This is a genomic window from Haloarcula sp. CGMCC 1.6347 (genome assembly GCF_037078395.1).
Lineage (GTDB): Archaea > Halobacteriota > Halobacteria > Halobacteriales > Haloarculaceae > Haloarcula > Haloarcula amylolytica.
Map to the genome: position 1 here is coordinate 1,363,952 of NZ_JAYMGX010000001.1, position 26,402 is coordinate 1,390,353.

The 26,402-nt window shown below is 63.8% G+C and carries 25 protein-coding genes and 1 pseudogene; 8 read left to right on the top strand and 18 right to left on the bottom strand.

What is annotated here, in order from left to right; translation table 11 throughout:
* Window positions 1–24: 24 nt before the first annotated feature.
* Both VI340_RS07195 and VI340_RS07200 read right to left on the bottom strand, forming a co-directional pair.
* Complete coding sequence (locus tag VI340_RS07195) at window positions 25–3,510, bottom strand: CARDB domain-containing protein (RefSeq protein WP_442905117.1); 3,486 nt, start codon at window positions 3,508–3,510, stop codon at window positions 25–27.
* A 379-nt stretch (window positions 3,511–3,889) separates the two neighbouring features.
* The gene (locus VI340_RS07200) at window positions 3,890–5,545 is read right to left on the bottom strand and encodes a tRNA uridine(34) 5-carboxymethylaminomethyl modification radical SAM/GNAT enzyme Elp3 (protein ID WP_008309056.1); all 1,656 of its coding nucleotides are present in this window, start codon (window positions 5,543–5,545) and stop codon (window positions 3,890–3,892) included.
* Between the two features lie 107 nt (window positions 5,546–5,652).
* Here VI340_RS07200 and VI340_RS07205 point away from each other — a divergent pair, with 107 nt between their 5' ends.
* Window positions 5,653–5,787, top strand: a complete 135-nt coding sequence (locus tag VI340_RS07205; RefSeq protein WP_336358091.1) for a hypothetical protein — start codon at window positions 5,653–5,655, stop codon at window positions 5,785–5,787.
* A gap of 148 nt (window positions 5,788–5,935) precedes the next feature.
* Complete coding sequence (locus VI340_RS07210; RefSeq protein WP_008309052.1) at window positions 5,936–7,828, top strand: methyl-accepting chemotaxis protein; 1,893 nt, start codon at window positions 5,936–5,938, stop codon at window positions 7,826–7,828.
* 3 nt (window positions 7,829–7,831) lie between these two features.
* Here VI340_RS07210 and VI340_RS07215 read toward each other — a convergent pair whose 3' ends face one another.
* The 7 genes from VI340_RS07215 to glmS all read right to left on the bottom strand — a co-directional run bounded on the left by VI340_RS07215 (window position 7,832) and on the right by glmS (window position 13,131).
* A complete protein-coding gene (locus VI340_RS07215; protein ID WP_008309050.1) occupies window positions 7,832–8,320 on the bottom strand; it encodes a cupin domain-containing protein in 489 nt (162 codons plus the stop codon).
* 40 nt (window positions 8,321–8,360) lie between these two features.
* A complete protein-coding gene (locus VI340_RS07220) occupies window positions 8,361–10,559 on the bottom strand; it encodes a DHH family phosphoesterase (RefSeq protein ID WP_336358092.1) in 2,199 nt (732 codons plus the stop codon).
* Window positions 10,560–10,623: 64 nt separating this feature from the next.
* Window positions 10,624–10,887 carry a hypothetical protein gene (locus tag VI340_RS07225; RefSeq protein ID WP_336358093.1) on the bottom strand — a complete coding sequence of 88 codons (264 nt, stop codon included), beginning with the start codon at window positions 10,885–10,887 and terminating at the stop codon, window positions 10,624–10,626.
* A 26-nt stretch (window positions 10,888–10,913) separates the two neighbouring features.
* Window positions 10,914–11,546, bottom strand: coding sequence for a YIP1 family protein (locus VI340_RS07230; protein WP_336330767.1), 633 nt, complete (start codon window positions 11,544–11,546; stop codon window positions 10,914–10,916).
* 152 nt (window positions 11,547–11,698) lie between these two features.
* The gene (locus VI340_RS07235) at window positions 11,699–12,277 is read right to left on the bottom strand and encodes an NADPH-dependent FMN reductase (RefSeq protein ID WP_008309043.1); all 579 of its coding nucleotides are present in this window, start codon (window positions 12,275–12,277) and stop codon (window positions 11,699–11,701) included.
* Between the two features lie 109 nt (window positions 12,278–12,386).
* Complete coding sequence (locus VI340_RS07240) at window positions 12,387–12,548, bottom strand: hypothetical protein (RefSeq protein WP_008309042.1); 162 nt, start codon at window positions 12,546–12,548, stop codon at window positions 12,387–12,389.
* A 136-nt stretch (window positions 12,549–12,684) separates the two neighbouring features.
* Window positions 12,685–13,131, bottom strand: a complete 447-nt coding sequence (gene glmS / locus VI340_RS07245; RefSeq protein ID WP_008309041.1) for a methylaspartate mutase subunit S — start codon at window positions 13,129–13,131, stop codon at window positions 12,685–12,687.
* Between the two features lie 248 nt (window positions 13,132–13,379).
* Here glmS and VI340_RS07250 point away from each other — a divergent pair, with 248 nt between their 5' ends.
* Window positions 13,380–13,919, top strand: a complete 540-nt coding sequence (locus tag VI340_RS07250; RefSeq protein WP_336330766.1) for a GNAT family N-acetyltransferase — start codon at window positions 13,380–13,382, stop codon at window positions 13,917–13,919.
* 103 nt (window positions 13,920–14,022) lie between these two features.
* Here the strand turns inward: VI340_RS07250 and VI340_RS07255 are convergent, their stop codons facing one another.
* From VI340_RS07255 to VI340_RS07265, 3 genes are all read right to left on the bottom strand, one after another.
* The gene (locus VI340_RS07255) at window positions 14,023–15,030 is read right to left on the bottom strand and encodes a sodium:calcium antiporter (RefSeq protein WP_008309039.1); all 1,008 of its coding nucleotides are present in this window, start codon (window positions 15,028–15,030) and stop codon (window positions 14,023–14,025) included.
* A 47-nt stretch (window positions 15,031–15,077) separates the two neighbouring features.
* Entirely contained in the window at window positions 15,078–16,013 is a 936-nt protein-coding gene (locus tag VI340_RS07260) for an A/G-specific adenine glycosylase (RefSeq protein WP_336358094.1), read from the bottom strand.
* Window positions 16,014–16,139: 126 nt separating this feature from the next.
* Window positions 16,140–18,005, bottom strand: coding sequence for a sensor histidine kinase (locus VI340_RS07265; protein WP_336358095.1), 1,866 nt, complete (start codon window positions 18,003–18,005; stop codon window positions 16,140–16,142).
* A gap of 158 nt (window positions 18,006–18,163) precedes the next feature.
* Between VI340_RS07265 and VI340_RS07270 the strand changes: the two genes are divergently transcribed.
* Entirely contained in the window at window positions 18,164–18,490 is a 327-nt protein-coding gene (locus VI340_RS07270; RefSeq protein WP_008309033.1) for a hypothetical protein, read from the top strand.
* Window position 18,491: 1 nt separating this feature from the next.
* Window positions 18,492–18,710 (top strand): annotated as a pseudogene (locus VI340_RS07275) (histidine kinase N-terminal 7TM domain-containing protein); the annotation flags it as partial.
* 105 nt (window positions 18,711–18,815) lie between these two features.
* Here the strand turns inward: VI340_RS07275 and VI340_RS07280 are convergent.
* Entirely contained in the window at window positions 18,816–19,091 is a 276-nt protein-coding gene (locus VI340_RS07280) for a PadR family transcriptional regulator (RefSeq protein ID WP_004518082.1), read from the bottom strand.
* Between the two features lie 185 nt (window positions 19,092–19,276).
* On the opposite strand from VI340_RS07280, the gene VI340_RS07285 reads away from it, so the two are divergent.
* On the top strand, window positions 19,277–19,642 hold the full coding sequence (locus VI340_RS07285) for an amphi-Trp domain-containing protein (protein ID WP_336358096.1): 366 nt from the start codon (window positions 19,277–19,279) through the stop codon (window positions 19,640–19,642).
* Window positions 19,643–19,819: 177 nt separating this feature from the next.
* On the opposite strand, the gene VI340_RS07290 is transcribed toward VI340_RS07285, so the two are convergent.
* The gene (locus tag VI340_RS07290) at window positions 19,820–19,966 is read right to left on the bottom strand and encodes a hypothetical protein (protein WP_004961170.1); all 147 of its coding nucleotides are present in this window, start codon (window positions 19,964–19,966) and stop codon (window positions 19,820–19,822) included.
* A gap of 59 nt (window positions 19,967–20,025) precedes the next feature.
* Between VI340_RS07290 and VI340_RS07295 the strand changes: the two genes are divergently transcribed.
* On the top strand, window positions 20,026–20,745 hold the full coding sequence (locus tag VI340_RS07295) for a DUF7117 family protein (protein WP_336358097.1): 720 nt from the start codon (window positions 20,026–20,028) through the stop codon (window positions 20,743–20,745).
* A 4-nt stretch (window positions 20,746–20,749) separates the two neighbouring features.
* Here VI340_RS07295 and VI340_RS07300 read toward each other — a convergent pair whose 3' ends face one another.
* The 4 genes from VI340_RS07300 to glyA form a co-directional block, all read right to left on the bottom strand.
* Window positions 20,750–21,232: an NUDIX hydrolase gene (locus VI340_RS07300; RefSeq protein ID WP_336330762.1), complete on the bottom strand. Its 483-nt coding sequence runs from the start codon at window positions 21,230–21,232 to the stop codon at window positions 20,750–20,752.
* The gene (locus VI340_RS07305) at window positions 21,233–22,126 is read right to left on the bottom strand and encodes a bifunctional methylenetetrahydrofolate dehydrogenase/methenyltetrahydrofolate cyclohydrolase (protein ID WP_008309025.1); all 894 of its coding nucleotides are present in this window, start codon (window positions 22,124–22,126) and stop codon (window positions 21,233–21,235) included.
* A 75-nt stretch (window positions 22,127–22,201) separates the two neighbouring features.
* On the bottom strand, window positions 22,202–22,792 hold the full coding sequence (locus tag VI340_RS07310; protein ID WP_023843272.1) for a hypothetical protein: 591 nt from the start codon (window positions 22,790–22,792) through the stop codon (window positions 22,202–22,204).
* 83 nt (window positions 22,793–22,875) lie between these two features.
* Window positions 22,876–24,123: a serine hydroxymethyltransferase gene (gene glyA / locus VI340_RS07315; RefSeq protein WP_336358098.1), complete on the bottom strand. Its 1,248-nt coding sequence runs from the start codon at window positions 24,121–24,123 to the stop codon at window positions 22,876–22,878.
* 153 nt (window positions 24,124–24,276) lie between these two features.
* On the opposite strand from glyA, the gene VI340_RS07320 reads away from it, so the two are divergent.
* Complete coding sequence (locus VI340_RS07320) at window positions 24,277–26,364, top strand: hypothetical protein (protein ID WP_336358099.1); 2,088 nt, start codon at window positions 24,277–24,279, stop codon at window positions 26,362–26,364.
* The last annotated feature ends 38 nt before the right edge of the window (window positions 26,365–26,402 follow it).

A 26,402-nucleotide genomic window follows, 5' to 3' on the forward strand; every position in this document is an offset into this window, starting at 1 on the left:
GAAAATCCGTCGTCCGTACGACCTCTACACTCTACGATGGACTCGGACGAGACCGCCGATTAACGCCAGCACAAGTGCGACCAGCTGAACGGTGAATCCTGGCCCGGAGGCCGAGACCGTCTCGGAGGCTGGCTCCGCACCGCCGCCGCTTTCACCAGTCTCGTCAGTCCCGGACCCGCCTGTACTCGGGGCCGAATTCGAGCCAACGCGGAGGTCACCGGCACTGACGCCGTTGACCGCGACTGCACCGTCGACAGCCTCGAACTCCATCGTCACGGTAGTTTGTTCGCCGGCGTCGAGTCGAACGGTCCGAGAAGCGACCGAATCGCCGTCGACAGTGACCGTCAGCGTCTGTTCGACGGTTTCGTCGGTCGGGTTCTCGACGGTCGCTCGCGCCGATGTGTTGAAGCCGGCCCGGACCCAGTCAGCCATCAGGGATGCATCGGCAACAGTGAGTTCTGCGGGCGTCGGCGTCGATGCATTCGTATTCGACGGGCTGGCTGTCGTCGTCGGGATGGACGTATTAGCGACCGGGGAGACGACAGCGATAGTCGAGATATTTGATGATGTCGCCCGAATGGACCTGTTCGTCGCGTTGGCGGTACTGGGTAGCTGACTCCAGGACCCGTTGTGGTACTGGAACACTCGGACGGCGTCCATCGATCCGTTGGTCGGCAGCGCCGATTCGTTGAGCCGTAGGGTGTACCTCGCCCGACTGATGGCAGACGCATTTGCGCCGGAAGTGACGGTCACGTACCCGTGCACACCGTCTGCCTGAACTTCGGTCCTGTCGTTCGGCGTGGCCTGCGGGCCGAGCATCGTCACGTTGAATCCATCACTGTCGTTGGTCACGTCGAGCGAGAGTGCAGAGAGGGTGAACGCCGGCGCGGTCTCGGACGGCCCGGAGCGGTTCAGCGACTGGGTGACCGTCGAGTTCGCGGCGTCGGCAGTCACTCGGACAGTGACTCCGTTGTCGATCTGGGACTGCGAGATCGCAGGAGCCTCTGCGCCGCCGCCGTCGTCGGTCTCGTCCGACTCGTCGTCGAGATCGAAGCCGCCACCTCCACCGCCTCCGCCGCCTCCACCGCCTCCGCCGCCTCCGCCACCGCCGTCACTACTGCTTTCGGCTTCGACGGCAAGCGTTTCGGTGGCGGCGTTGCCAATAGCGAGCGAGCGGTTGCCCTCGTTGTCGAAGGAGATACTGAAGGAGACAGTTACTGTTTCACCGCCGACAATCGGGCCGATGGTTCTGGACTTGAGCGTCTGGTTGGTCTCTGTGAGCGCCGCGGTGTAGTTCCCACTCTCTGTCCCGACGTTTGCGACAGTCGCTGACACGTCCACTGACTCGCCGGTTTCGGTGGACGAATTACTCAGTTGTGCGTCGCGAACCTCGAACGTCGCGGGTTGGGTCACTGAGATGTTTCCGCCGGAGTCACCGTTGACCGCCACGTCGTACTCTCCGCCGCTCTCGAAGACGTAGACGAAGGAGACCTCGGTCTGTTGCCCGCCCGAGAGCGTGACGTTCGTCGTGTCCACGATGTCGTCGTTGGTCTGGAGGCGCACCGGGGAGGTCCCTGTCTCGTCGCCGTTGTTGACAACGGTGGCAGTCACCTCAATCGGCTCCCCGGTGACGACGTCCGTTCGGTTCAGGTCGACGCTAGTGGTTTCGAACGTCGCCGCCTCAGAGACCCGGACCGTCCCGACCCGCTCGCCGTCGAGGTCGATAAGGTACGTTCCGACGGCAGTGAACGGCTCCGTGAACGAGACGGTCGTCGATTCCCCGGGGCCAAGTTGCAGTTCCGTGGCGTTCAACCGCTCGTCAGCGACCGTAAGCGGAACCTCGTAGGTACCGGCCTGGTCGCCGGTGTTCGTGACCGTCGCGGTGACCGCGACGCTCTCGCCCTCGCCCACCCTCGTCGTGTTCAGCGCCCTTTCGGAGACCTCGAACGTCGCTGGCTGCTCGACCGTGACGGTCTGAGTCTCGCTACCGACCGTGAACTGGTACGTGCCGGGCTCCTCGAACGTGTGCACGTACGTGTCCGTATCGGATGCATCGGGTTCCAGATCGAACGAGACGGCGTCGACGGCTTCGTTCTCCGTTTCGATCCAGAACTCCTGCTTCGCGGTCACGGTCCCGTCGTTTCTGGCCGTCACCGTCAGTTCTGCCGTGCCGCCCCGAGTGACCGTTGTTCTGTTCCACCTCGCGTCGGTGACCTGAATATCGGGCTGGCCGACAGTCAGGGTGCCGGCGGTGACGCCGTCGACCGTGACCTCGTGGTCGCCCTCGTCAACAGCTCCTTCGAGTCGATAGAGGAGCGTCTCGTTGACTGTCTCATCGGCCGGGACTGTTACCGACTCCTGGCCAACCTGCGTGCCGCCAACTTCGATAGGCAGCGTAATCGTTCCGGTCTGTCCGCCAGTGTTCTCCACCGTCACCCACAGCTCCGGCTCGCGGGTCCCGATGCCACCCGTGTCCGTGTCAGTATTGACTTGCGTGTCGATGAGCCCGGCGTCCTGAATCTGGAGCGAGCCCTCGTCCGCAACGTCGACGGTCCCGACCGATTCGCCGTTTATAGTCAGGTCGTAAGTACCCTCGCTGTCGAAGCTCGGTGAGAACTCCAGCGTCTCCGTATCGCCGTTCTCGATTTCGACGGTCCGGGTGGCGATTTCGGAGCCGTCAGTCTGCAGAACGACGCCCTCTGTCGCCGACCCGTCCCCGCCTCTGGGGTTTTGCATCCGGACCGTCAGGTCGACGGGCTCGCCGGTGACCGTCGAGTCGTCGCTTAGCTGCGAGTACTCGACGGTGAACTGCTTGGATTCCTCGATGGTGATGGTCGGGTTCGAGCCGGAACCGTCCCGCAGTTCGTACGCCCCGGCAGGCAGCTCGTCGAGGCTCCCGGTGTCCAGCGTCCACGAGGTCGTCTCCGTGTCGCCGCCACCGACCTCGACGGCGAGTTCGTTGACCATCCGGGACGCTCCGGTGTCCGTGTTCTCAAGCTTCGGGATGATCGTCAGTTCGCCGGTTTGCCCGCCAGTGTTTTCGAGCGTATGAGTTACCTCGATGGTTTCGCCTCGCGTGACAGTAGCCCGGTCGACTGTCGTCTCGGTGACCGTGATGTTCGGCGGTTCGACGACGGTTACCGTTCCGGCCGGGACTCCATCGACGGCGAGGTCGTACTCGCCGGTGTCGTCGAGGGTGACGGGAACAGTCTCCGTCGTCTGCTGGTCGCCGCCGACCGCGACGTCGACCTTCGCAACTCGCTCGCCGTTTGCCGTGACGGCCACCTGTTTCGTCCCATCGCTGTCTCCGGTGTTCTCAGCCGTGACCTCCACCTGGAACTCCATCCCGGAGACGACCGAGAACGGCGCACTGGTCGTACCGGAACTGTTGGTCTTTGTCGCCGAGGCGTCGGTCACCTCGATAGCCGCTGTCTCGTGATTGGACGCGGCTGCGACACCCGGCCCGAACACCGGGGCCGTCGACACCGCAACCACAGCCAGTAGCGTCATCGCTGATAGCCACAGGCCCGTAATCTTACCCATGGCTGGGCCGATGATAGTATGCTAATTAGTTAGCGGGAGCGAATCGCAAAGTAAGGTACTCTTATCACGTATCTCGCCCGCTACCGCCGGTTCTACTCTGATAAGGGCCGACCCCCGGCATTACAGGTACAGGTCTGTTCGGCGCACCCAGCCCACTCGGCCGGTGTGTCGATATACATATAGTACCTCAAACGGCGGCCGTTCTTTCGGTCAGCGCCTGTCACTTGTCGCGCGATGAAAGCATCTCTCGCTGGCGGGACCCACAACAGTGCGGCTGTAATCTATCGATGAGACGCTCAGGGACACACCTGAGGCCGGTAAGGATTAGACTGCAGCTGTGTGGCTATCAGAGACGCTTGCTCACGTACGGCCCGTCCTGCTTGTACCCCAGCTTCTCCCGGTAGTACTGCCGGACGCCGATACCGGAGATGACGGCCAGTTTCGGGTAGCCGGCGTCCCGGGCCAGTGTTTCCGCTTTTTCCAGCAGTTTCTTGCCGTAGCCTTTGTGCTGGTGGTCCTCGTCGTCACCCTGCTGTCCGACGCCGACGGCGTTGCCGTAGACGTGGAGTTCGCGCACGATTGCGGTGTCCTGTAGCTCCCGGCGCACCGGGTCGTTGGGGAATCGGAGCCGACAGAAGCCGACGAGGACGTCGTTCTCGAAGTCCTCGAAGGAGATGAAGTGTTCCGTGCCGCCACAGGCCTCGTAGGTCATCACGTCGAGTTCGATGTTCTCGGCGGCATCGTCGCTGTGGCCGGCCTCCCGACAGCGGATACAGTCACACGTCCAGTCGTGCTCTTCCATCCGCTGCCAGGCGAGCTGGCGGAGGTTCGACTTCCAGACGCCGCCCTCGATGAAGTCCGCCGGGATGTCTCGCTGGACGCGCTGGAGGCGGGTGTAGCGGGGAATCATGTCCTTGATTTCGGCGACCAGCTCGGCGGCCTCGTCGTTGTCTAACGGGTCGAACTCGTCTTTGCGCCACCAGTCGTAGGTGACGGTCCCCTCGACGATCAGCGTCGGATAGATTTTGAGGTAGTCGGGCCGCCAGTCCGTCTGGTCGAAGATGCGCCGGAAGTCCTCCAGACACATCTCCCTGGACATCCCGGGCTGGCCCGGCATCATGTGGAAGCCGACTTTGAATCCCGAATCGCGGAGTCGGCGGTTGGCATCGATAGAGGCCTGGACGCCGTGGCCGCGGTGCATCTCGCGGTTGATCCGCTCGAAGGTCGTCTGGACGCCGACCTCGACTTTCGTCCCGCCGAGGTCGAGCATCCGGTCGATCTGTTCCGGATCACACCAGTCCGGCTTCGTCTCGAACGTCGTGGCGACGTTGCGGACGTCAGCGGTCTCGTTTTCCGCGATGACGTCCTCCAGATAGCGGAACTCGTAGTCGTCCTCGGCGAAGCTCACGTCCTCCGCGGGCGTCGGTTCTCCGTCCACGTCGAAGTCGTTCATCGCCTCCAGTGCTCGCTTGACGAACCACTCCTGATAGTCGTGGCTCCGGGCCGTCATCGTCCCGCCCATCACGATGAGTTCGGCCTTGTCGACGGGATGACCGATCTCCCGCAGTTGGTTGAGCCGGAGGGTGACCTGACCGTACGGATCGTAGTCGTTCTGTTCGCCGCGTGCGGCCGCTGGCTCGTGGCCGGTGTAGGACTGCGCGGAAGAAAACTCCGAGTCGGGACCGCCGGGACAGTACAGGCACTTCCCGTGGGGACACCGCTCGGGTGAGGTCATGATAGCGATGGGGGAGACACCCGAGGCAGTCCGAACGGGCTTGCGCTGGAGGACCTCCTCCAGCACCTCGCGGTGCTCCTGTGGCGCGTAGTCGAGCAGTTCGGAGTTTTTCGGCACTTTCGGCGCGGAGTACTCCCGACAGACGTCGATCTTGGCCGATTCGACGTCGTCGCGCTCGACCTCGCCTGCGAGAATCCGGTCGACCAGCTCCGCACACACCTGCTGGAAGGTCTCTGTCTCGTCTGGGTCCGGCGTCTCCGTGCTCATCGGCGTTGTGCGAAATCGGCGTCTCGGCCGAATAAGCGTGTCGCTCGGGTATCGTCAGCGACCGGGGTGGCCGTGGGGTTCATTGTGCTGTCACACCAAAGAGTAGTATGAGCAGTGAAATGGACGACACCGGGAGCCTCGACCGGCCGACTTTCCGCGGCTGCGTGTTCTGTTACAGCGCGGAGTGGGCGTACTACGGTGCGAAGAAGGCAGCCAGGTCCGTCTCGGCGACTGATACGTAGCGGGACCCGGGTCGCAGTCGGCAGCGAATGAGCCGTCTGAAAACAACTCCAGAGTCGTTGAAGGTCCGTCTCAGACCCTCTACTCCGTTATTTAGAATGATACTGCCGGGGGAGTCTTTTAGTCGCTGCTCTCCTCCAGTGAGTCTATATGCCAGACACGACCAGTGGGTCTGCACAAACTCGTTCCCGGGAACTGACGCCGACGGAACGGTTTCAGGAGTTCATTACGTACATTCCGAGCGGCGATACGATCCCGGACGAGACGTGGCGCGGCCGACACCGTAATATCCTCATTCTGCTGCTTGCGCATGTGCCGTTCCTGCTGGCACTCGGGCTGTATTCGGGAACTGAATCGCTCGTCACGGGCGCGACGCTTCCCGAGATCGACACGCTCCACGTTCTCGCAGAGGTCGGGGTCGTCGTCGGCCTCGCCGTGTTGGCGAGGTTGCCCTGGTTCGGTCGGCGAACGCGAACCGCGCTGGCGACGATGGGACTCGTCACGACGTCCGGGTTCCTGGTCCACTTCTCCGGCGGGTACATCGAGGCTCACTTCCACTTTTTCGTCGTGATGGCTGTGGTCGCCGTCTACGAAGACTGGCTGCCGTTCTTCCTCGGCATCGGGTACGTGTCCGTCCAGCACGGGATTTTCGGCATGATCGACCCGAGCCGGGTGTACAACCACTCAGCGGCGATCAACAACCCGTGGGTGTGGGCGTTCATTCACGCGGGGTTCGTCCTGATGCTGGCTGCGGCGCTGATGGCGCACTGGTCGTCGACCGAGCGGTCCCGTGAAGCGGCAGAAGAACAACTCGAACAGGCCAGAGCGAAGACCCAGGAGGTCGAAAACCTGGAGGAGAAGAAAGCCGAGATGGAACAGGCTATCGCCGAAGCAGAGGAGGCGAAAGCCGAGGCCGAGGCCCGACAGCAAGAGGTCGAAGAGTTCAACGAGCACCTCGAAGCCACGGCCGACGCTTACAGCGCGGCGATGTCCCGCGCGGCCGACGGAGACCTCACGGTCCGGATTGACCCCGACAGCGAGAGTGACGCGATGGCACAGATCGCAGAGTCGTTCAACAAGATGATGACGGAGACGGAGTCGGCGATGGAGGAGATACAGACATTCTCCGAAGAGGTTGCATCGACAAGCGACCAGGCCACGGCCGGTGCCAACGAGGCAACGGGGGCCAGCGAGGACATGAGCGAATCGATTCAGGGCATCGCCAGCGGGGCGGCCGACCAGCGGGAAATGCTCGAAACCGTCTCGGGCGAGATGACCGACCTGTCGGCAACTGTCGAGGAGGTCGCTGCCTCCGCCGAAACCGTCGCGGAGCGGTCCCGCGAGACGGCCGAAATCGCGGACGCCGGCGAGGAGACGGCACAGGAAGCGATAGCGGGCTCCCGAGAGGTCCAGACAGCGATCGATTCGACCGTCGAAAACGTGGAGCGGCTGGACGAGAAGATGGCAGAGATCGGTGAGATCGTCGATCTCATCGGCGACATCGCCGAGCAGACGAACATGCTGGCCCTGAATGCCAACATCGAGGCCGCACGGGCCGGAAACGGGTCGGGCGGCGACGGGTTCGCTGTCGTCGCAGACGAGGTCAAACAGTTGGCGGAGGAGACGCAGGCCTCTGCGACCGAAATCGAACAGCTCATCGCGGAGACCCAGGCCCAGACTGAAACCACGGTCACAGAGGCACGGGGGGCAAAGCAGGATATGCAGGAGAGTACAGAAGCCGTCGAAGAAGTCGTCGACACGTTCACGCAAGTGGCCGAGAACGCCGAGGCGACTGACAACGGGATTCAAGAGATAAGCGACACGACCGACGACCAAGCCGCCACGACCGAGGAAGCGGTGTCGATGGTCGAGGAGGCCGTGGACATCAGCGAGGCGACCGCCGCGGAGACCGAGACCGCCTCCGCGACCGCGCAGGAACAGGCCGCGTCCATGTCGCAGGTCAGTGCCAGCATCGAATCGCTCGCCGAGCAGTCCGAACGGCTCCAGACGATGCTGTCGGAGTTCGAAGTCGGCAGCCGCTGAGGCTCACTCCTCCCAGTACTCTTTTTCCGCGTTTATGTCGAGATACGTCGACAACGTCCGGTCCGCCTTCTCGCCGCCCGGCGGTGACCCGGCGTACAGCCCGACCATCTCCCGGTCGGGGTAGACGGTGATATCCGGTTCCTCCATCGTCGAAACCATCAACAGTCGGAGTTCAGACTCGCCGGCTTCGATTTCGTGCGCACTCTCCTCGCCGGCCGGAAGCGCGACGAAATCGCCCGGCTTGAGTGCGTGTTCCTCAGCATCGGGGCCGAGCCAGAGCGTGCCGGTCCCGGCCTGGACAAATATCGCTTCCTCGTTGCCTTCGTGGTAGTGGCGCACCCAGAGCCGTTTCCCCGGTGGGACGGCATAGAGGCTCGCGCCGAGTTGTTCGCCCCCGGCGGCGTCACCAAGCTGCTTGCGCCTGAACGTCCGGTCGCCGTGGTCGTGGTCGGTCCAGTCGAGGTCGGCTTCGTTGACGGGGCCGTCGCTCATGCCCGGTCAGACAGCCGGCGGGGAGAAAAAGCCTCTTGCGCTACAGTTCGTCGGCCAGCACGTCGAGCGTGGCGTCGAGGACGGCCGGTCGCTCGCCGGCCAGGTAGCGGATGGTCCCCTCGCGGACGCTCCGCGTCGCGACGCCGCCTTCGGGAACTCGCTCGCTGACTTCGCTGACCAGCTCGTGCAGGTCCAGGTCGCCGGTGGCCCGGACGTACATCGTGTCCGTCGAGATGCCGAGCACGGCGTCACTCTCGTCGCGGACATCCCGGTGGAGTTCATCGAGCAGGAGTGACTCCGGCGGGAACTCGTACTGGTGGGTGAAGGCGTCCGTGTCGAGGACGGCGATGTCTACGCCGTCGACGCTCCGGTGGTCGAGGTTGGCCCGTGCGGTGGCCACCTCTTCGTCGACCTTCTCGCGGAACTGCTCGGCGATGTGGCCGGCGAGGCCGCCCACGTCTTCCTCGTCGTCGCCGAACACGAGGTCGGTGATGAGTTCGCGCTTGTCCTCGTAGGACTGGTAGTGGGCCTCCAGCGCGACGGCTTCGCGGAGCTCTGACACGGCGGTCTCGTCGTAGCCCGCCTCGCTGGCTGCCTCCAGATACGGCTCCGGGATGTCCTCCCAGAAGCTCACGGCCGGAAGGTGCTGCAGGTCGTCGCGCACGTCCTCGTTGACGTGTGCGGCGACGTTGGCCGCGAGTGCCGTCGACGTGGTCTCTGAAACAGCGTCGGCCGAGGGGGAGACAACGGCGTCGACCGTGTCGACGACCGCGCCGTCGACGTCGATGTCGTCGATGACGACGCTCGGCGCGCCGTAGACGTTCAGCAGGTCGAAGCCGTCGAGGCTCTCGCGCGTGCCGCCGGCGGCGACGAAGACGAACAGCGGGAGCTTCTCCTCGTGGCGCTCCCGGTTGTCGAGCATCGTCGTCGTGTCCTTCGTCGCGTCGTCCATGTCGTAGACGCCGCCCTCGATGGGTCGCCGGTCGAAGTAGTGGTACTTCGCGTCGGCGCGGCGGTGCTGCTCGGTGACCAGCGGGAGCGCGGCCCGTTCGAGCGCGCTGCCGGCGAGGTAGCCGTCCGCGGTGTTGGCGTGGCGGACGATGACCGGCCGGTCCGTCAGCACTGCTTTGCGGATCTGAGTCGCGGCTTCGACCAGATCATCGGAGAGGGCCGCGACCGCCGTATCGTCGGCGAGCGGGTCGACCGTATCAGGTCGGGCCTCGTCGTCGAGGGCGTCGGCGAGTCGCTGTTCGACTTCCTCGCGCTCCTCGGCTTCGAGTACGTCGAGTTCCTCGGTTTCGACCTGCAGTTCACCGCGACGTTCGCGGACCTCGCCCGACAGTCGGATGTAGTCGTCTTCCTCGACCTCGGGGTAGGCGCGGACGCCTGCCTCGACGAAGGCCGCACAGTCGACCGTTCCGGTCTCGTCCTGCAGTTCGAACACTGTCGGTCCGGAGGTCTGTCGGATACCGACGACTTCGCCCTCCAGTCGAACGTCCGCACCGACGTGGTCGTCGAGGTCGCCGATAGCCGCGGCGACCGGTTCGGCGGTGGTCGCCTCGTCCGTCTGCTCCTCGCTTTCGTCGCTCTCTGCGTCGGTTTCCTCATCGGACTCGGTAACGACGGCAGTGTTGGACCCGCCGTCGTTGCCGCCGACGGCCGCAGTGCCTTCGACGCGGTCGGCGTCGCTGGCCCGGCTGACAGCACCGGCGCTTGCGGTACTCTCGGATTCAGACTGGCTTGCGCCGGCGTCGTCGTCCGAACTCGATTCGTCGTCGCTCTGGCTTGTTGACTCGTCGGCTGTCGATTCGGACGCTGCTTTCTCGTCCTCCTCGTCGTCTTCGTCGTCTTCGTTCTCAAGCAGGACGGAGTGACCGATTTCCGGGTCGTCGACGAGGACGCCGCGGAACTCGCGTTCGGACTGGCGGATCGACCAGCCGAGGTCGACGTTGCCGTTGTCCCGTACGTTCTTGACCTGGACGTAGACGGTGTCGCCCGAGTCCCAGTCGAGGGAGTCGAGCCGCTGGTCCAGTTCGCTCCGGTGGAGCAGCCCCGTGACGCTGTCGCCGATGTCGACGAACACGCCGAACTCAGCGAAGCCGTCGACACTGCCGCGGTAGTAGCGGTCGACCGATAGCTGGTCGGCACGCGAGCCACGGAACTCGAACAGGGCGTCCTCCTCGTGGAGGTCACAGATGCGTCCTTCGACAGATTTGCCGCAGATGATACACGAACCCATTACACGGTGCAAGCATGTCGGGCCTAAAACGGTTGTCGAATTCCGGACGAACTGAACGGGTCCGCTATTCGAACATCTCGCTCTCCTCTTCCAGCAGTTCGAGCCCTGAAACGACCGCTTTCGCCTGTTCCGGGAACAGTGCGACCTCGATTTCGCTCCCCTGTTCGTCTTCGAAGGCAATTTTCACGCGCTTGTCGCCGTACTCGCGAACGTCGACGCCCTCCACGTCGTACATCTTGATCGTCGCTTCCTTGTTCGACGGCCCGACGCTCTTGAACGCGCCGTCCTTGAGTTCCAGCATGAACTGGTCGATGTCGATACTGAGCATCGTGCGATAACGCACGCCGGCGGACCCTAAAACCCGTAGTTAGCGGCCAGCACTGAGACGGCCTGAAAGCCCCGGAAGCCGTAGCCAAAGATGATCGCCGCGGGAACGGCTCCGACGACTGCGGCGACCGGAAGTCGGATATTGTGGACCACAGCGGTTCCCAGCAGATAGAGGCCCGCACCCCAGGCGGTGACGAGCACCCGGACCTCTGCGCTCGGCAGCCCCGCCAGCAGACAGGGGGCCATCGCGTAGCACATCACCTGGACGGTTTCGCTCACGCCGCCGCGGTCCGACGCGACGGGGAGCAACAGCAGGGTCTGCAGTGCGGCCGTCAGATGCACTGTCGCCGGCGTGACGAACACGAGAATTGCAAACAGCGCCAGCACCGCGACGCCGGGCGAGAAGCCACCGATGGCGGGGTAGTCGAACGGCCCCGTAGACAGGAGCCCCCGTTGGGCCAGTTTGACGACGGCGTAGCGGCTCACTTCCTCGAAGAGGACTACTGTCGCCGCGAACACCAGCCCCGGAGCCTGGTCGCCCGGCGCGACGCCGGTGCGGAAAAAGCGCCGCGGACGGCTGAGTATTTCGACCCACGCGCGCACCAGCGCGACTGGCCCGCGGTCCCGGCCACCGGTCGGATTCTCGACCCACTGAGTCACGCCGGAAACTTGGGCGCGAGCCGGTTTGACCGTTTCCTTCTCTCGATCAGCGGTCCCTTTCGGCTCGGACACGCACGGCGGTCCTCACCGCTAATCATCTGCTCCTGCGGACCGGACCCTCACGGCTCGGACACGCGCGGCGGTCCTCACCGCTAATCGTCCGCTCCGACGTTCTCCGTACTCTCGAAACACGCCGGGTCCGGCTCGATGTTCGCGTACTGGACCGCTTCCTCGCCGAGCGTCGTCACGCGTTCTTCGATGTCGGCGTCGGTTATCCGGCCGTCCGCGATGTGATTTCGCGCCTTCGGGATTGCGGCCTGATGCGGGATGACCCAGCAGTTCAGTGCGCGGCAGACCGACCGGAGGTGTTCGAGCGCAGTAATCGGAAAGCTCCCGCCGGCGACCGCCAGCAACCCTACGGTCTTGTGTTCGAACTCGTCGAAGCCGCAGTAGTCGAGTGCGTTTTTCAGCACGCCGGAGTAGGACCCGTGATACACCGGCGTCCCGAGCAGAATCGAATCGGCCGCGCGGACGCTGTCGGCGAACTCGACGGCGTCGCCGGCCTCGCGGTGGTCGGCATCGAACACCGGTAGGTCGAACTCCTGAAGGTCCAGCAGTTCCGTCGTCGCACCTAACTCCTCGGCAGCGGCGAGCGCGCGCTCGATACCGACCCTGGTGTAGCTCTCCTCTCTGAGGCTGCCGACGACACCGACGACGTGTGATTCGGACATAGCGGCTCTATGGAGTGGGGCCGGTATATCGATGGGGGAGACGAGGCGCGGCGCTAGTCCCTTTCCCGCTGTCGGTTTGTCAGGCCATGGAGGTCGCTCTGGCCGACGCTCAGTTGTCGTAGTATACGTAGAGGAGATTTGGGTACGGGATGTACGCGACCCGTTCGAGCCCGCCACTGCCGACCTCCTTCTTCAGATGGACGCCGTTCGACCCTTCGACCACGTCGTGGATGTTCTTGATTTCGGTGCCGTCACTCAGCTCAGCTGTCATGTGTGACATTATACACCATACGCGCCCTGGTCGTAAAGCACCCCGGGCTGTGCGTGGTCGCCGACGGCAGTAGCTGAGCGTATTCCGGATGGCGCACGGAGCGCTGGCGCTAGCGGCAAGAAAAGGAGCCCGTGGCTCAGGAGCCGAGCTGAACCTTCTCGGACGACGCCTCCTCGCGGGAGCGGTGGCCGAGGTCGGCTTTCAACGCCTCGATAGCCTCCTCAGGGTCGGTCTCCGAATCGAAGACCCGGTCGAAACCGAGCGCTTTGAACGTCTCGCGCGTCTCCTCGAAGGAGTCCTGTCCGACGGCGAGGTTGCCGCCGATATACGTTGTCACGTCCAGCCCGGCCTCGTTGATCTCTTGCTGGAACCCCTGGCAGTCCTGCTCGGCGTGGCCGTACAGCGACGAAACGAGTATCGCTTCGGCGTCGTGTTCATCCGCGGCGTCGATGAACTCCGACTGGGACGACTGGACACCGAGGTTGACTACGTTGAACCCTGCCGCTTCGAACGCTCGTTCCAGAATAGTAATCCCAACGACGTGCGCGTCGGAGCCGATGACACCGAGGATGACTGTCCTCATACAAGACAACCAATGGGTGTCAACTACATAAACCTAATGATAAACCATGATAGATTATGAGAATGGTTCACACACCGGGGAGAGGATATTAGCCATGATAGCACAAACGAACCGATAGACACAGCATCTATGGTACGCGACACGCCTCAGCATCTGGCCGAGCCTCGGGTACTGCGTCGCCTATCACGTCAGTCTACCCACTGTAGCAACCGCTCGGAACAATCTGTCTGTCCGTCGTCGGGACTCGCATGACGACCATCCGCCGAGCCTTCGACGCCGACGCCGACGGCATACGCCGGGTCGCACGGGCAGCGTGGCACGACGCCTACGACTCGCTGGAGTCCGACGTCATCGACGAGACGATATCCGACTGGTACGCCGACCCGCTGGGCAGCGCGCTCCACGGGTGGGCCGGCGGCGTCCCCGCCAACGACCTCGACGACATCGAGGCGACGTTACTGGTCGCCGAGCAGGACGGCGAGATCATCGGCTTCACCCAGGGCATCACCATGCATACGATGGGGACGATGCTGCGGCTGTACGTCCACCCGGACTACCACGGGGAAGGTATCGGGACGGCGCTGTACGACCGACTCGAAGACATCTTTCTGGAACACGGCGTCGAGCAGTTCCGGGCGCTCGACCTGGCCTCGAACGACCGGAGCCGGGAGTTCTTCGAGAACCTCGGCTTCGAACAGACCAACACTCGGATGCTCACTATCGGCGGCGATCCCCACGACGAGGCCGTCTACTCCCGCAAAATATCGCCCGAGGACAGCGACGAGTAGCGCGAGCGGGACGCCGATAGTCTATCCTGACAGCCATTGGTATCACTCCCGCTGTCCGAAACTTGTACTGGCTCTCCGCCAGTGACAGCAATGTGGTCCCGCCTCAGATGCCACTGACCGTCTCGATGAGCCCGACCGATTCGAGGGCCATCCAGCAGACGAACACCACGTACAGACCAAGCAGCGTGTACGCCTCGCGGTCAGAGAGCTCGAGGTCTGTCCGGATGAACACGATGAACACCAGCGTCACGAACCCCAGAAACCCCATCGTCGGAATCGCCACGAGAAAGTCGATTGTCGCCCGCCCTGCCAGGAGGACGCCGACAGGAATCGCCACCAGCAGATTGAACGTATTGCTTCCCAGGACGTTCGTCAGGCTCGTGACGCTGTCGTCGTTTTTCGCGGCCCGGACGCTGACGAAGGCATCGGGGAGGCTTGTCCCGGCGGCAATGACGGTCAACCCCCAGAGGAACGTCGGCGTGTCGAAGATGACACCGAGGGAGAGCGCGCCCTGGACCATCGCCTCGACGCCGACAGTGATGATGAGGAGCCCGACCCCGAGCATCCCCCACTCACGGCCCGGTCGGACGCTATTGGTTTCGTCCGCGACGTGCTCGCTGGCGTCCTGCTGGTGCAAGAAGACGTAGATGCCGTAGGTCACGAGCGGAATGGCCGCGAGCGTCGGAGTCAGGATAGCCGCCCGATTGGTCCCGCCCGGAACGTACGTCGCCCCGAGCGCGAACACGATGAACAGGATGAGGATGCTGATGACGTAGAACTGGGCGTCTTTGTGGACGATGTCACGCGTCGACCGGAGTTCTTCGCTCGACAGCGCCGCGAGGGCCGGGATCACCAGGAGATTGAATATCGCGCTCCCGACGATGGCACCGACGCCCAGCGAGAACTCGTCGTGGACGACGGTGCTGATGACGACCGAACTTATCTCGGGAAAGCTCGATCCGACGGCGACGACGATTGCGCCGTGGACCGCCACCGGCAACCCGTAGTACTTGCTCAGCCGTTCCGCGGCCCGTTCGAAGTACGCGCTCCCTTTCCAGATGACAGCGGTTGCGACGACGATGAGAGCGACCGAACCGAGCAAGCCAGCCATTGGCACCGTATTGACCGCATGGGTTCAAGGGTGTATGCCACTGGCGGTCAGCGCTGGAGGCGCGCGACCGTCTCGCCGTCGCTGTCCTCGACATCGACCAAGCCGTCGTCCGCGAGGTCTTCCAAGAGCCCGCGGAGCCACTCGCGGCCGTACTCCCCTTCGGGCGCGTAGTCCACGCGCACACGCGGCCCCAGCTGGTCCAGTTGCAGTTCGTCGTACTCCTTGAGCGCCGAAATGACGCGGCCGCGCATCTGTCGACGGCTCCCCTCGAACTCGGGCTGGGTCGGGACGTCCGGCGCAGTGAAATCGCCCGTCTCGTAGGCCGAACACCACTCGCGCCAGGGGCACTGTGCGCCGTCACAATCCGGCGTCTTTTCGCAGGCGACGCCGCCCAGTTCCATTATGGCGTTGTTCCAGACTCGCGACTGTCCCTCGGGCATGAGCGTGCTCGCAGCCGCTTCAAACGCCGAGTCGTCGTCGGGCACGTCGAAGGCGCGATACAGGACGCGCTTGACGTTCGTGTCGACGACGGCGTTCCCGTTGTTGAACGCGAAGGAGGCGACGGCGTTGGCGGTGTAGGGGCCGACGCCCATCAGGTCGCTGAGGCCGTCCGGGTCGCGGGGCCACTCGCCGTCGTGGTCATTGACAATTTGACCCGCGGCCTCGTGGAGATACTTCGCCCGGTTGTTGTAGCCCAGCGAGTGACTGGTCCAGAAGCCCACGACATCCGAGCGGTCGGCCTCTGCCAGCGCCGCCGCGGTCGGCCAGCGGTCCAGAAAGTCCTCCCAGGCGTCGACAACGCGGTCCAGTTGCGTCTGCTGGCTCATCACCTCGGAAACGAGAATCTCGTAGGGGTCGGTCGTCTCCCGCCACGGGTACGAGCGGTGGTCCCCCTCGTACCACTCCACGAGCGCGTCCTGGACAGCCGACGGGTCCGCGGGCACGCCTCCCGAGCGGTCCGTCGCTGTCGACTGGTCAGTCATACCCCCGTTTAGCCCTGTCCTGATTTGTGCGTGGCGGTCGTTGCCGCCCATACTGTCGGCTGTACGTCCGGAAAGAATCGCCGCCCTGAGATGGCGGATCTCTTGCAGTAGTTACAGCCAACAGTATCAGTCGTCGACTTCGGACCGTCCCCACTCGAACTCGGTCCCGTACCAGTCCGGCTCGTCCTCGCTGAACACGTCCGCGAACACGAACATCGCGCCGTCGGGGTAGGTCGTATCGATGTACAGCCGCCAGCCGTGGGCCTCCGCGATGGTCTTGACGATAGAGAGGCCGAGCCCGGTACCGTCCGCGCTCGTCGTGTGACCGTACTCGAAGATGTTGTCGACCGCTTCGCTCGGAATACCCGGTCCGTCGTCGGCAACGTAGAAGCCGTGTTCCGTCAGCCCGACCGTGACGGTCACCTCCGGGCCAACGTGGTCGAGGGCGTTGCGAAACAGATTCTCGAGGGCTCGCAAGAGCCGCGTCCGGTCGGCGTCGATGGTTCGGCTGCCCGCGACTTCGATGCTGGCGCTTTTGTTGTCGATGTTGTCCCACGCATCGGTGACGACGGCCTCCAGCGGAACCGGGGCCGTCTCCTCGACGCTTGCGCCCTTTCTCGTCAGCGTCAACACGTCGTCGATTATCGACTCGATACGGTCGTGTGCGTCTTCGAGTTTCTCAATGTGGGACTGGAGGTCGGCCGCATCCGTCTCCGGATCCGACAGCCGCGTCGCAAGCAGTTCGACGTGTCCCCGAGCGACTGTGAGCGGGTTTCGGAGGTCGTGGCTCAGCGTCGACGCGAACTCGTCCAGCCGCTCGTTCTGGCGTTCGAGTTCGTGGCTCGACCGCTCGGCCTCCTCACGGGCCGCCTGGGCCTGGCGGATCTGACGCCGGAGCGTGTCCCGCATATTTCGGAAGGCGTCGTACAGCCTCCCGATCTCGTCCTGCCGAGTCGTCGAGATATCGACGCCGAGGTCACCCTGTTCCATGGCCTGCGTCCGGTTACGAAGCTGTCTCAGGGGCCGAACCGTATGCCGTCCGAAAAGATATCCCGCGATGCCCAGCGAGGCGACTGCCGTCCCGATGACAGCGAGGAAGCCCCAGCGGACGAGCCGACCTGTTCCGTACAGTGTCTCTCGCGTCGAACTTGTCGTGACCACCCACGACGTACCGTTGACGGGAGTGTACGTCGCGACATGGGACCCCGTTTCGATAGTCGTCGTTCGGCCCGCTGTTGCGGCCCGGAGGCCGTCCTGACTGATCGGCGCGGAACCGCCCTGGCCCCCGATAAGCGGGTCTCCGTCCCCAGTGAGCAGTTGCGTCTCGAACCCGTCGCGCCCGTCCTGAAACTGCTCGACCGGGACCCGGGCAACCAGCACTAGTGCTCCATCGCCATCGGAGACGGGAGTCACGAACGCCATCGAGTGGTTGTCACCGTCCGCGTATGCTGTCGAGTGGATCACTGTGCCAGTGTCGGTGGAGCCGTTCATCGTCGCCATCACGGGGGACTCCCACGCGGGTTCGACCGCCCACGGTGACCGGCCTTCTGTGTTCGTCCCAGTGCTCGCGACGACTATCTGAGAGTCGTCGACGGCGGAGACGTAGTGGAGCGAACGAATCTGTGACGACTCTGCCGTGGCTGCTGTGGTGAGGTACTGTCTGATATCTGCGGGCGTCCCAGTGCCGTACACCCCTGCGGCTGCGATAGCGATGGCCTCCGTCTCGGTGGTCGTCCGCCACTGCCCGATGCTGTCGGCGCGATGCGTGGCCGACGTTTCGAGGTCCGTCGCCGCGTCGCTGACGACCCGGTCCTGTATCTGCAGGTAGCTGCCGAAGCCGACGGCTGCGAGTACGACGACGATTACCGCCAGCGCGACAGCGAACTTCGCCACGTAGTTACGCGTGTACACGTCCGGGAGGACTGTGTGAAGCCGCTCTAGCAGCCCGTCGGGCTGGCTGGACGCTGCTGTCTCGTCCCCACCACCTGTCATTATCTAATCTGAATCCTTCGGTAGTCGACCGCTACCAATCGTTATGTTCAACCCATGATATAATTTATCATATGTTATAATCGTAGTGGTCTGCGTTTCGATGGAGCGGTCCCAGACGAGTCGTAAGGGGTTTCCTCGCGCTCATCGTTCCCGTTCGTATGAGCCTCGACGACCTACAGGAGGATATCGAAGCGGCGTACGGCGACTTCGACGACGAGTTCGAACTGTCCATCGACCGCGAGACGCGCAACGAACTCGCGATGCTGTCAGTCGCACTCGACCCGGACGACCCCGACGAACTCGTCAGGCGCGCGGTACATATGCTGTTTCAGTCGACCGTGGACCGCGGGACGCTGGATTTCCACCTCCGGTCGAGCTACGACTGTACGTACGACGAGTACCTCTCGGGGATGACCTTCGACCAGATGACCGGGAACGACTTCCCCCAGCAACAGGACAAGGACGACCGGCGCTACCAGTTTTAATCCGCTGATTGCGAGCGTAGTGTTCGGTAGCGGTCCGATGGGGTCCGCCGACCAGACGGCGTTCGCGTTCACCTTTACGGGGATTGTCTTCGCGATCGCGCTCTTTCGATTTGACCTCCTCGACTTGATGCCCGTCGCGCGGCACACGCTCGTTGAGGAGATGTCCGACCCTGTCTTCGTCGTCGATAAAGACGAGCGGCTTGTCGACGTAAACGACTCCAGCGACGAATGCCGTCATCGTAGGGTTACCCGCTCTCATCACTGAAGACGGACCCACCGCTACCGGCGAAACGACGGTCTCAGCACAAGGGGCGGTGCGACACTCTTACAGGTCGACGTACTGGTCTTCCCATTCGCGGCGGGCGTCGATCTCACGACGCCCGCGGCGCGTAAGCGTATAGAAGTTGGTCCGGCGGTCGCGCTGGCCCTTCTCGACCAGTCCCTTGTCGACCAGAGTGTCGAGGTTCGGGTACAGACGACCGTGATGGATCTCCTTCTCGTAGTACGCTTCGAGCTCCTCCTTGATAGCTAAGCCGTGGGGCTCTTCCCTGCCAGCGATCACGTAGAGAAGGTCACGCTGGAATCCTGTCAAGTCGTGCATCGATTTTCCTATGTAATGATTTAGTATCTATACTGTTAAATATATCGGCCCAGAGAACTTGATGTGGTTTCGGTAGTCCGGAGTGTCGAATTTTCTGTATTTAGGCCCTCAGTCATCGTTTTGTTCAAATGGTAAATACAGTCAGTATATCATCATTCTTCGGAAACTGATGGCGACAGTATTATTTGTCACTGGAGGACACAGAGAGGATTGTAGAAACAGTCCTGCTCGAAAGCGAGCAAGGACTCGACCACAGCGCCGTCGCAGCATATCTCAGAACGCTGGTCGACTCTCCAGGAGACGGATCTGAGATCACGCTCAGCGCAGGGAGGGGTCGGGGCCACGTCGCGCCGCCATCACAGGCGGAGTTCGAGGTGAACGCCGAGCGCGAGAGTCCGGAGGGAGCGACGGTAACTCAGCATCGGAGTCGAACCGGAGTGGCCCGAGAACGCGACAGACACAGAGTGGTCTATCGAGTACGTCGTATCGTCCAGCAGTTCCTTTTCGGATGTACAGCAATCGCTCGTATCTGGTCGTTAGCAGCGAAGTAAGTGGAAAGCGGTCGCGAAAAACGCGACCGCTTGCCGCCCTGAATTGGTCCCCGCTGACGCTTCGGCCCTCCAAGCGAAGCGTCACTTGGTCGAATGGGGCAGAATAACTTAAAAGTACCGGCCCCGTCCAGCAGATGTTAGTTATCGAATTAGAAGCGAATGTAAGCTGTAACTAACCTAGATATGTTCCTCCTCGAGCACCCATCCAAGTGCCCGCTTGTAGTGGGTGAACATCATACGGACCCGCTCGTGATCCATCTCCTCGTCGTCTAGCTGTTCAGCAAGGAACTCGTACTGCTCGCGGATCTCGTCTTCCGAGCGCATACGTTGGCGTAGACAGCCCTCACGGAACAATCTTGAGGGCTGGCCTCTCAGCATCACGTATGAAAGTCCGCGGGGAGCGCGAGTGCCAGGACTGTGGCACGCGATGGCGGTACTACGAGACGGGGAGCATCGCCTGTCCGGACTGTGGCAGCATCCACAGCGTCGGCATCGACGAGCACACCGAACACACCGACGCACCGGCCACCCTCGACCTGACGCCGGTCCGGAGCCGGATCGACGCGGATCCGACCCGGGAGATCGCTGACGCGGCCGCCGAGCGCTGTCGGGAGTACACACGCAAGCGGGGGTTCATCGACGCGGGCGAGCTTCGCTCGCTCGACCCGACGTTCGTCGCCGCGGTCGAACTCCAGCACGTCGGTGCACACCTCTCCCGGGAGTTGCGCAGCGGCGACCCGGCGGAGCGGTACTTCTACGAACTTCTCGGCGGTGCTGACGACGGCGACCGTCCGGCTGTCGAGTCAGTCCCGTCGGAGCTTCGAGTGCCATACGGCCTGGCGATGGTGGCCGCCGTCGATAGCTATCAGCGCGACGTACGGACGTATCTGGACGCCAATTCGGACCCTACTGCGCGACAGCTCTCCGGACGGATTCGCGACCATCGAAAGCGGATCGAGGCGCTGGACGGCAATGTCGACCCCGCGGACGCCAACCGACTCGCCCACGCGGCGCGGGACCTGGGCTCGTACATTACCGGCGACGAGAGCGCCTTCGTCAGAGCCGAGAACTGGCTCGCCGGAATCGAGGACGGCACGGTCTAAGCGGTCACCGGAGCCGCCGCACGAGGGTTTCGTCCAGACAGTTTTCGGGAACCGCATCCCGCCACGCGACGGTCTCTATCGACTCGCTGTCGAGTCCGGGGTCCGACGCGAGCGTCGTCGATTCAGCCGTGCCGCGATACGTCCCGAAGAAGAACGTTGCCTCGCGGTCGTCGTCGGTCACTGTGACCTCGGTGACGGCGGCCAGTTCGTCGACCGTAATCTCGACGCCCGTCTCCTCGCGTACCTCACGGCCCACTGCTTCCTGGCGCGTCTCACCGGCTTCGACGCCGCCGCCCGGGAGCTTCCATATCTCGTCCTCGTAGACGAACAGTATCCGGTCCGTTGGGTCGGTGACGAGCGCGCCGACCGCCCAGTGGAGCCCCCGGTCGGAACGAGTGCGGACCCCCTCTACACCTGCTCTGTCGGTCTCTCTGGTCACCCGGCGGGTGACTACATCACGGTCCTCAAAGGCCGCGAGTTCCGGCATTCAGGGGAGTTCCACGTCGATGTCGTGCTGGAGGCCCGTCGCTTTCACCGTGTTGTACAGCAACATCGCGCGGGTCATCGGGCCGACGCCGCCGGGGACCGGCGTGATCGCGCCCGCGACCTCTTTCGCGCTCTCGTACTCCACGTCACCGACGAGTTCGTACCCCTTCTCGGTGTCGGCGTCGACGCGGTTGATGCCCACGTCGATGACCGTTGCGCCCTCGCCAATCATTTCGCCGTCGATCATCTCGGGGACGCCGGCCGCGGCGACGAGGATATCGGCGTTCCGTGTCCGTTCGGCGAGGTTCTCAGTCCGGGAGTGACAGACTGTCGTCGTCGCGTTGCCGCCCGGTGCCTTCTGGATGAGCAGGTTCGCCATCGGCTTGCCGACGATGTCGGAGCGGCCGACGACGACGGCGTCCTTGCCCTCGGTGTCGACGCCTGCGCTCTCGATGAGTTTCTGGATGCCGTGGGGCGTGCAGGGCTTGTAGCGCGCGTCACCGGCGACGAGTCGGCCGACGTTCTCCGGGTGGAAGCCGTCGACGTCTTTCATCGGGTCGATGGCTCGCAGGACCGACCTGTCCTCGACGTGGTCGGGGACCGGCATCTGGACCAGGATGCCGTTGACGTCGTCGTCGGCGTTGAGATCCTCGATGGTGTCGTACAGTTCGGCGGCGTCCGCGTCGGGGTCGATGTCGATGTCGATGGCCTCGATACCGACCTCCTCGCAGTCGTTCTGTTTCATCGAGACGTAGGTCTCGCTGGCCGGGTCTTCGGACATCAGGACTGTCGCCAGCGACGGGCGCTCGCCCGCGTCGGCGAGGTGGTCGATGGACGCGACCAGGTCGTCCCGAATCGACTGTGCGACGGCGTTGCCGTCGATAATCTCTGTCATTAGGTACAACGGCGGCGCGGGGCGGTATGAACGTCCCGGATTTCGGCCGGCCGCGACAGGCAGGCGCGCTCTCGCTCAGGGACAGTCCGATTCGCTGACTGACTGGCGCTCCGCTCCCTGCTCGACGGCCCGCGTCTCGCCGTCCGGGACAGTTACGGTCATCGCCTGGCCGCCGTAGCCGTGAGTCTGGTCGTGGCCGCGGACCACGACGCAGGCCACCTCGTCGGGAACCGGGAGCGTCTCCGAGCGGGTGAACGGGTCCGTCGAGTGGGCGTGCCGGAGGTCCCGGCGGCCAAGTCGGTCGCCAGCCAGCGTCTCGACCTGCCACCAGTTCGCGTAGCCGTCCTCGCCGTCGTCGTCGTGATAGAGTGTTACGTCGAAGCGGTAGTCGCCGCCGCTCTCGTCCGTGAGTTCGACCCCGACGACGTTGGCCTCCCGCAGGTCGAGCTCTGTGGCTGTTTCGGTCTGTCCAGCAGTCGACTCCTGGTCTGTCGCAGTAGCGGCGTCTGTCTCTGCCGCCGTGGCCGTCGCTGTCGGCTCGCTCGCGCCGCCGTCGCTTTGCCCGGTTTCCGCCCCCGATTCGACCTCGAACTGCGTACAGCCAGCGAACACCGACAGGGAGGTACCCAGAGCATAGAGCGTCCGGCGTCGGGTTGTGCGGGGCATACCGGATGTGTCGGGGAGAGATGTCAAAAAGGGAGATGCCAGTGGGCGGACAGCGGAATCCGCGCTACAGGGCTGGCCTGTCGCTACTCGTACAGCGTGTACTCGTCGGTCAGTTCGTCCACGCGGTCGCTGACTTTCGCCACGACATCGTCGTCGTGTGGAGCGTCGACGACTTCGTAGATGAGATCGGCGACCTCGCGGCAGGCGTCCTCGTCGAAACCGCGGGTGGTGAGTCCGGGCGTACCGGCGCGGATGCCCGAGGGGTTGAACGCCGAACGAGTCTCGCCGGGGACGGTGTTGGCGTTGAGGACGATGCCGGCCTCTTCGAGCGCTTCCTCGACTTCCTTGCCGGTGGTGTCGGGATGGGACGGACGGAGGTCGATGAGCACGAGATGGTTGTCCGTGCCGCCGGAGACCAAGTCCAGGCCGTGTTCCTTGAGTCGGTCACCGAGGGCGACCGCGTTGTCGACGGTCTGCTGGGCGTATTGCTCGAACTCGGGGGCCAGCGCCTCGCCGAAGCCGACGGCCTTGCCGGCGACGTTGTGCATCAGCGGGCCGCCCTGAGAGCCGGGGAACACCGCGCTGTCGATGTCGTCGGCGTACTCCTCGTCGCACATGATGATGCCACCGCGGCCGGCGCGGATGGTCTTGTGCGTCGAGCCGGTGACGAAGTCGGCGACGCCGACCGGCGACTCGTGGACGCCGGCGGCGACGAGGCCGGTGATGTGGGCAATATCCGCGAGGTGGTAAGCATCAACTGCGTCGGCGGCTTCCTGAATGCGCTCGAAGTCGACTTCGCGCGGGTACGCGGAGTAGCCCGAGACGATGATGTCCGGCTCGAACTCCTCGGCGTGGTCGTGCAGTCCCTCGTAGTCGATGTAGCCGGTCTCCTCGTCGACCTTGTACTGTTCGACCTCGTAGACCTGCCCGGCGAAGTTCGCCGGGTGACCGTGCGAGAGGTGGCCGCCGTGCGTCAGGTCCAGCGAGAGGATCTTGTCGCCGGGTTCGAGCACGCCGAGGTAGACGCCCATGTTGGCCTGCGAGCCGGAGTGTGGCTGGACGTTGACGTGGTCCGCGCCCCACAGTTCCTTCGCGCGGTCGATCGCCAGCTCCTCGACGTCGTCGGCGTACTCGCAGCCGCCGTAGTAGCGTTCGCCGGGGTAGCCTTCGGCGTACTTGTTCGTCAGTTCGGAGCTCTGTGCCTCCATCACAGCTTCGCTGACGTGGTTCTCGCTGGCGATCATCGCCAGCGTGCCGTTCTGCCGGCCTCGTTCGCCCTCCAGGGCGTCTGCGACTGCCGGGTCCGCTTCCCGTACGGTTTCGTAGCTCATGTATCCGAGTCAGGACCGATACGACAATAATCTACCCTTTGGCCCACGCATGTGTAATGTTATCGCACATTGTCCGGTGCCGCGGGTACAGTTGGGGTGACGACGTCCTGACACCCGTACGTATATATCAGATGACGTTCCACATGTCTATGCATGGTCACCTGGGGGGTGGCAGGCGAGCGGGTGGACCGGAACAGCAGTAACCCGCCGGAGTGGGATGGAGAAACGGTCGACCCGAGCGCACTGGTGCGCCAGTTACACGATCGAGAAGGTACGGACGGCGAACAGTTACCACACCGTGTCGACGACTGCTACAGCGGGTCCGTCACCGAGTTAGCACTGCCGGCGGTGGATGCCACGGTAACCCGAGTCGCTACTGACACGAATACTGGAGTAGTTGATTCACCGACGACCCTAGAGGAGGGGGAGTACCTGCTGACGATGGAGGCCCGTGCTGCGGATAGCGACCGAGGGTCGCCGTTGGGCGTCGTTGACGACATTCGGATCCACGTCCGCTTCGACGGGCCGGCGTCGCTCCACTCGGCCGGCATTACCTCTGTCCTCGGTTTCCATGAGCCGACGAGTATTACCGTCGGGTTCGTCTGGGAGACGAGCGCGGAGCGACCGCATCTGCAGGTCCCCGCGACACCTGCAGGACTCGCAACGGCGATTACTCATCTGAGCGGGGCCCATCACACGATGCAGCCGTCCCGCTCACATCCGGAACTCCGCGGCCATCCGCCGATAGTCACGACCGGCGAGACAACCCGTATTCCCGAACCGGTTCGGCAGAACCGTCCGGAGACCGGCATCACACTCCGCGTTCCGGAGTGCGAGGCTGAACTACTCGTCAGCGCCCCGCTGGCGTACTATCTCGGGGCCGAAGTGGTAGTCGAGTCACGGGATGCGGCGCTGTTGACGGCCGACGGCACATCGGTACATTTCTCTTTCGACGCGTGGCCGTCGCTACAGACCGGCGTCGCGGCGCTGCTCCGGAAGGTGTTCTACCTCGACTGTCTGGTCAGACGCGTCGATCCGGCCGAGAGTGGCGCTCGTATCACGTCCGCGCTCTCGCTCGACCCGAACACAGTTCGGTCGCTGTCGCCGGCTGGACGGCTCGAGCGGTACATCGATGTCTCCGACGAGGCCGTGAACTCGATTCTGCCGGAGTGGCCCCTCTCGACGTACGTCTCACCCGAACCGGAACGGGTCCGCTGCCTGCCGTTCCTGCTCGACCGGCTCAGTCTCATCTACTTGCCGGACAGCTCCCGGCTCGACCAGGATGAGCTTCTCGACAGGACGCTGGCGGACTCGTATCTGAGCCGCGGTTCGGCCGAGCGCCCACCGGTCATCGAGCCGAACCTGCGCGAGGGCCAACTGCACTCGTGGCTCGCGCCGGGGAACCCGATAGACGCCTGCAAAACGCCGGCGGAGGCGTACGTGAACCGATACCGGAGTCAGAACCGAGACGCCGACAGCCAACGGGTCGCGGTCGTCCTCAACGACGAGGAGATGGCCGGCGAACACACGGAAGTCACGGAGATATATCGGGCCGCGGACCTGCCGATGGACGTCCAGGTCAGCGAACTGCTGTCGGTCAACGAACTGGCCGACGTGTTCGAACAGCCGGCCGATTTCGTCCACTTCATCGGCCACTGCGACGAGGAAGGACTGCGCTGTCCCGACGGTAATCTGGCGCTGTCGTCGCTGTCGGAAGCCCGAACGCAGACGTTCTTCCTGAACGCCTGTGGCTCCTACGATGAAGGGCTTGACCTCGTCAAACAGGGCGCGGTCGCCGGTGCGGTGACACTCACCGACGTGCTGGACAAACACGCCGCCCTGGTCGGGACCGCATTCGCGCGACTGCTCAGTAACGGATTCAGCATTCAGCGAGCGCTGGAACTCGCTCGCCGGCGGATAATGATGTGCAAGGACTACGCGGTCGTCGGCGACGGGACCTACTCTATCGTTCCCAATCCCGCACACCCCGCAGTCGTCTGGGTCTCCAAAGGGGAGACGGGATTCGACGTCCAGTGTACGGTCGTGTCCCCGGAACGGCCCGGTGAGAGCTACCGCCTGCCGTTCGACGACAGCGCCGCGCTGAACGGCGAACAGACGAGCCACTCGCTCGGCGCTACGGAGTTGGCCGACGCGCTGGGACAGACCTCACTGCCCGTCATCTTCGACGGGGAGTTTCACTGGTCCGACGACCTCGCTGCGCGTCTCCGGACGGACTTCTGACGAGCGCGAAGCTGTCAGACTCCGTGACGGAAGCCGAG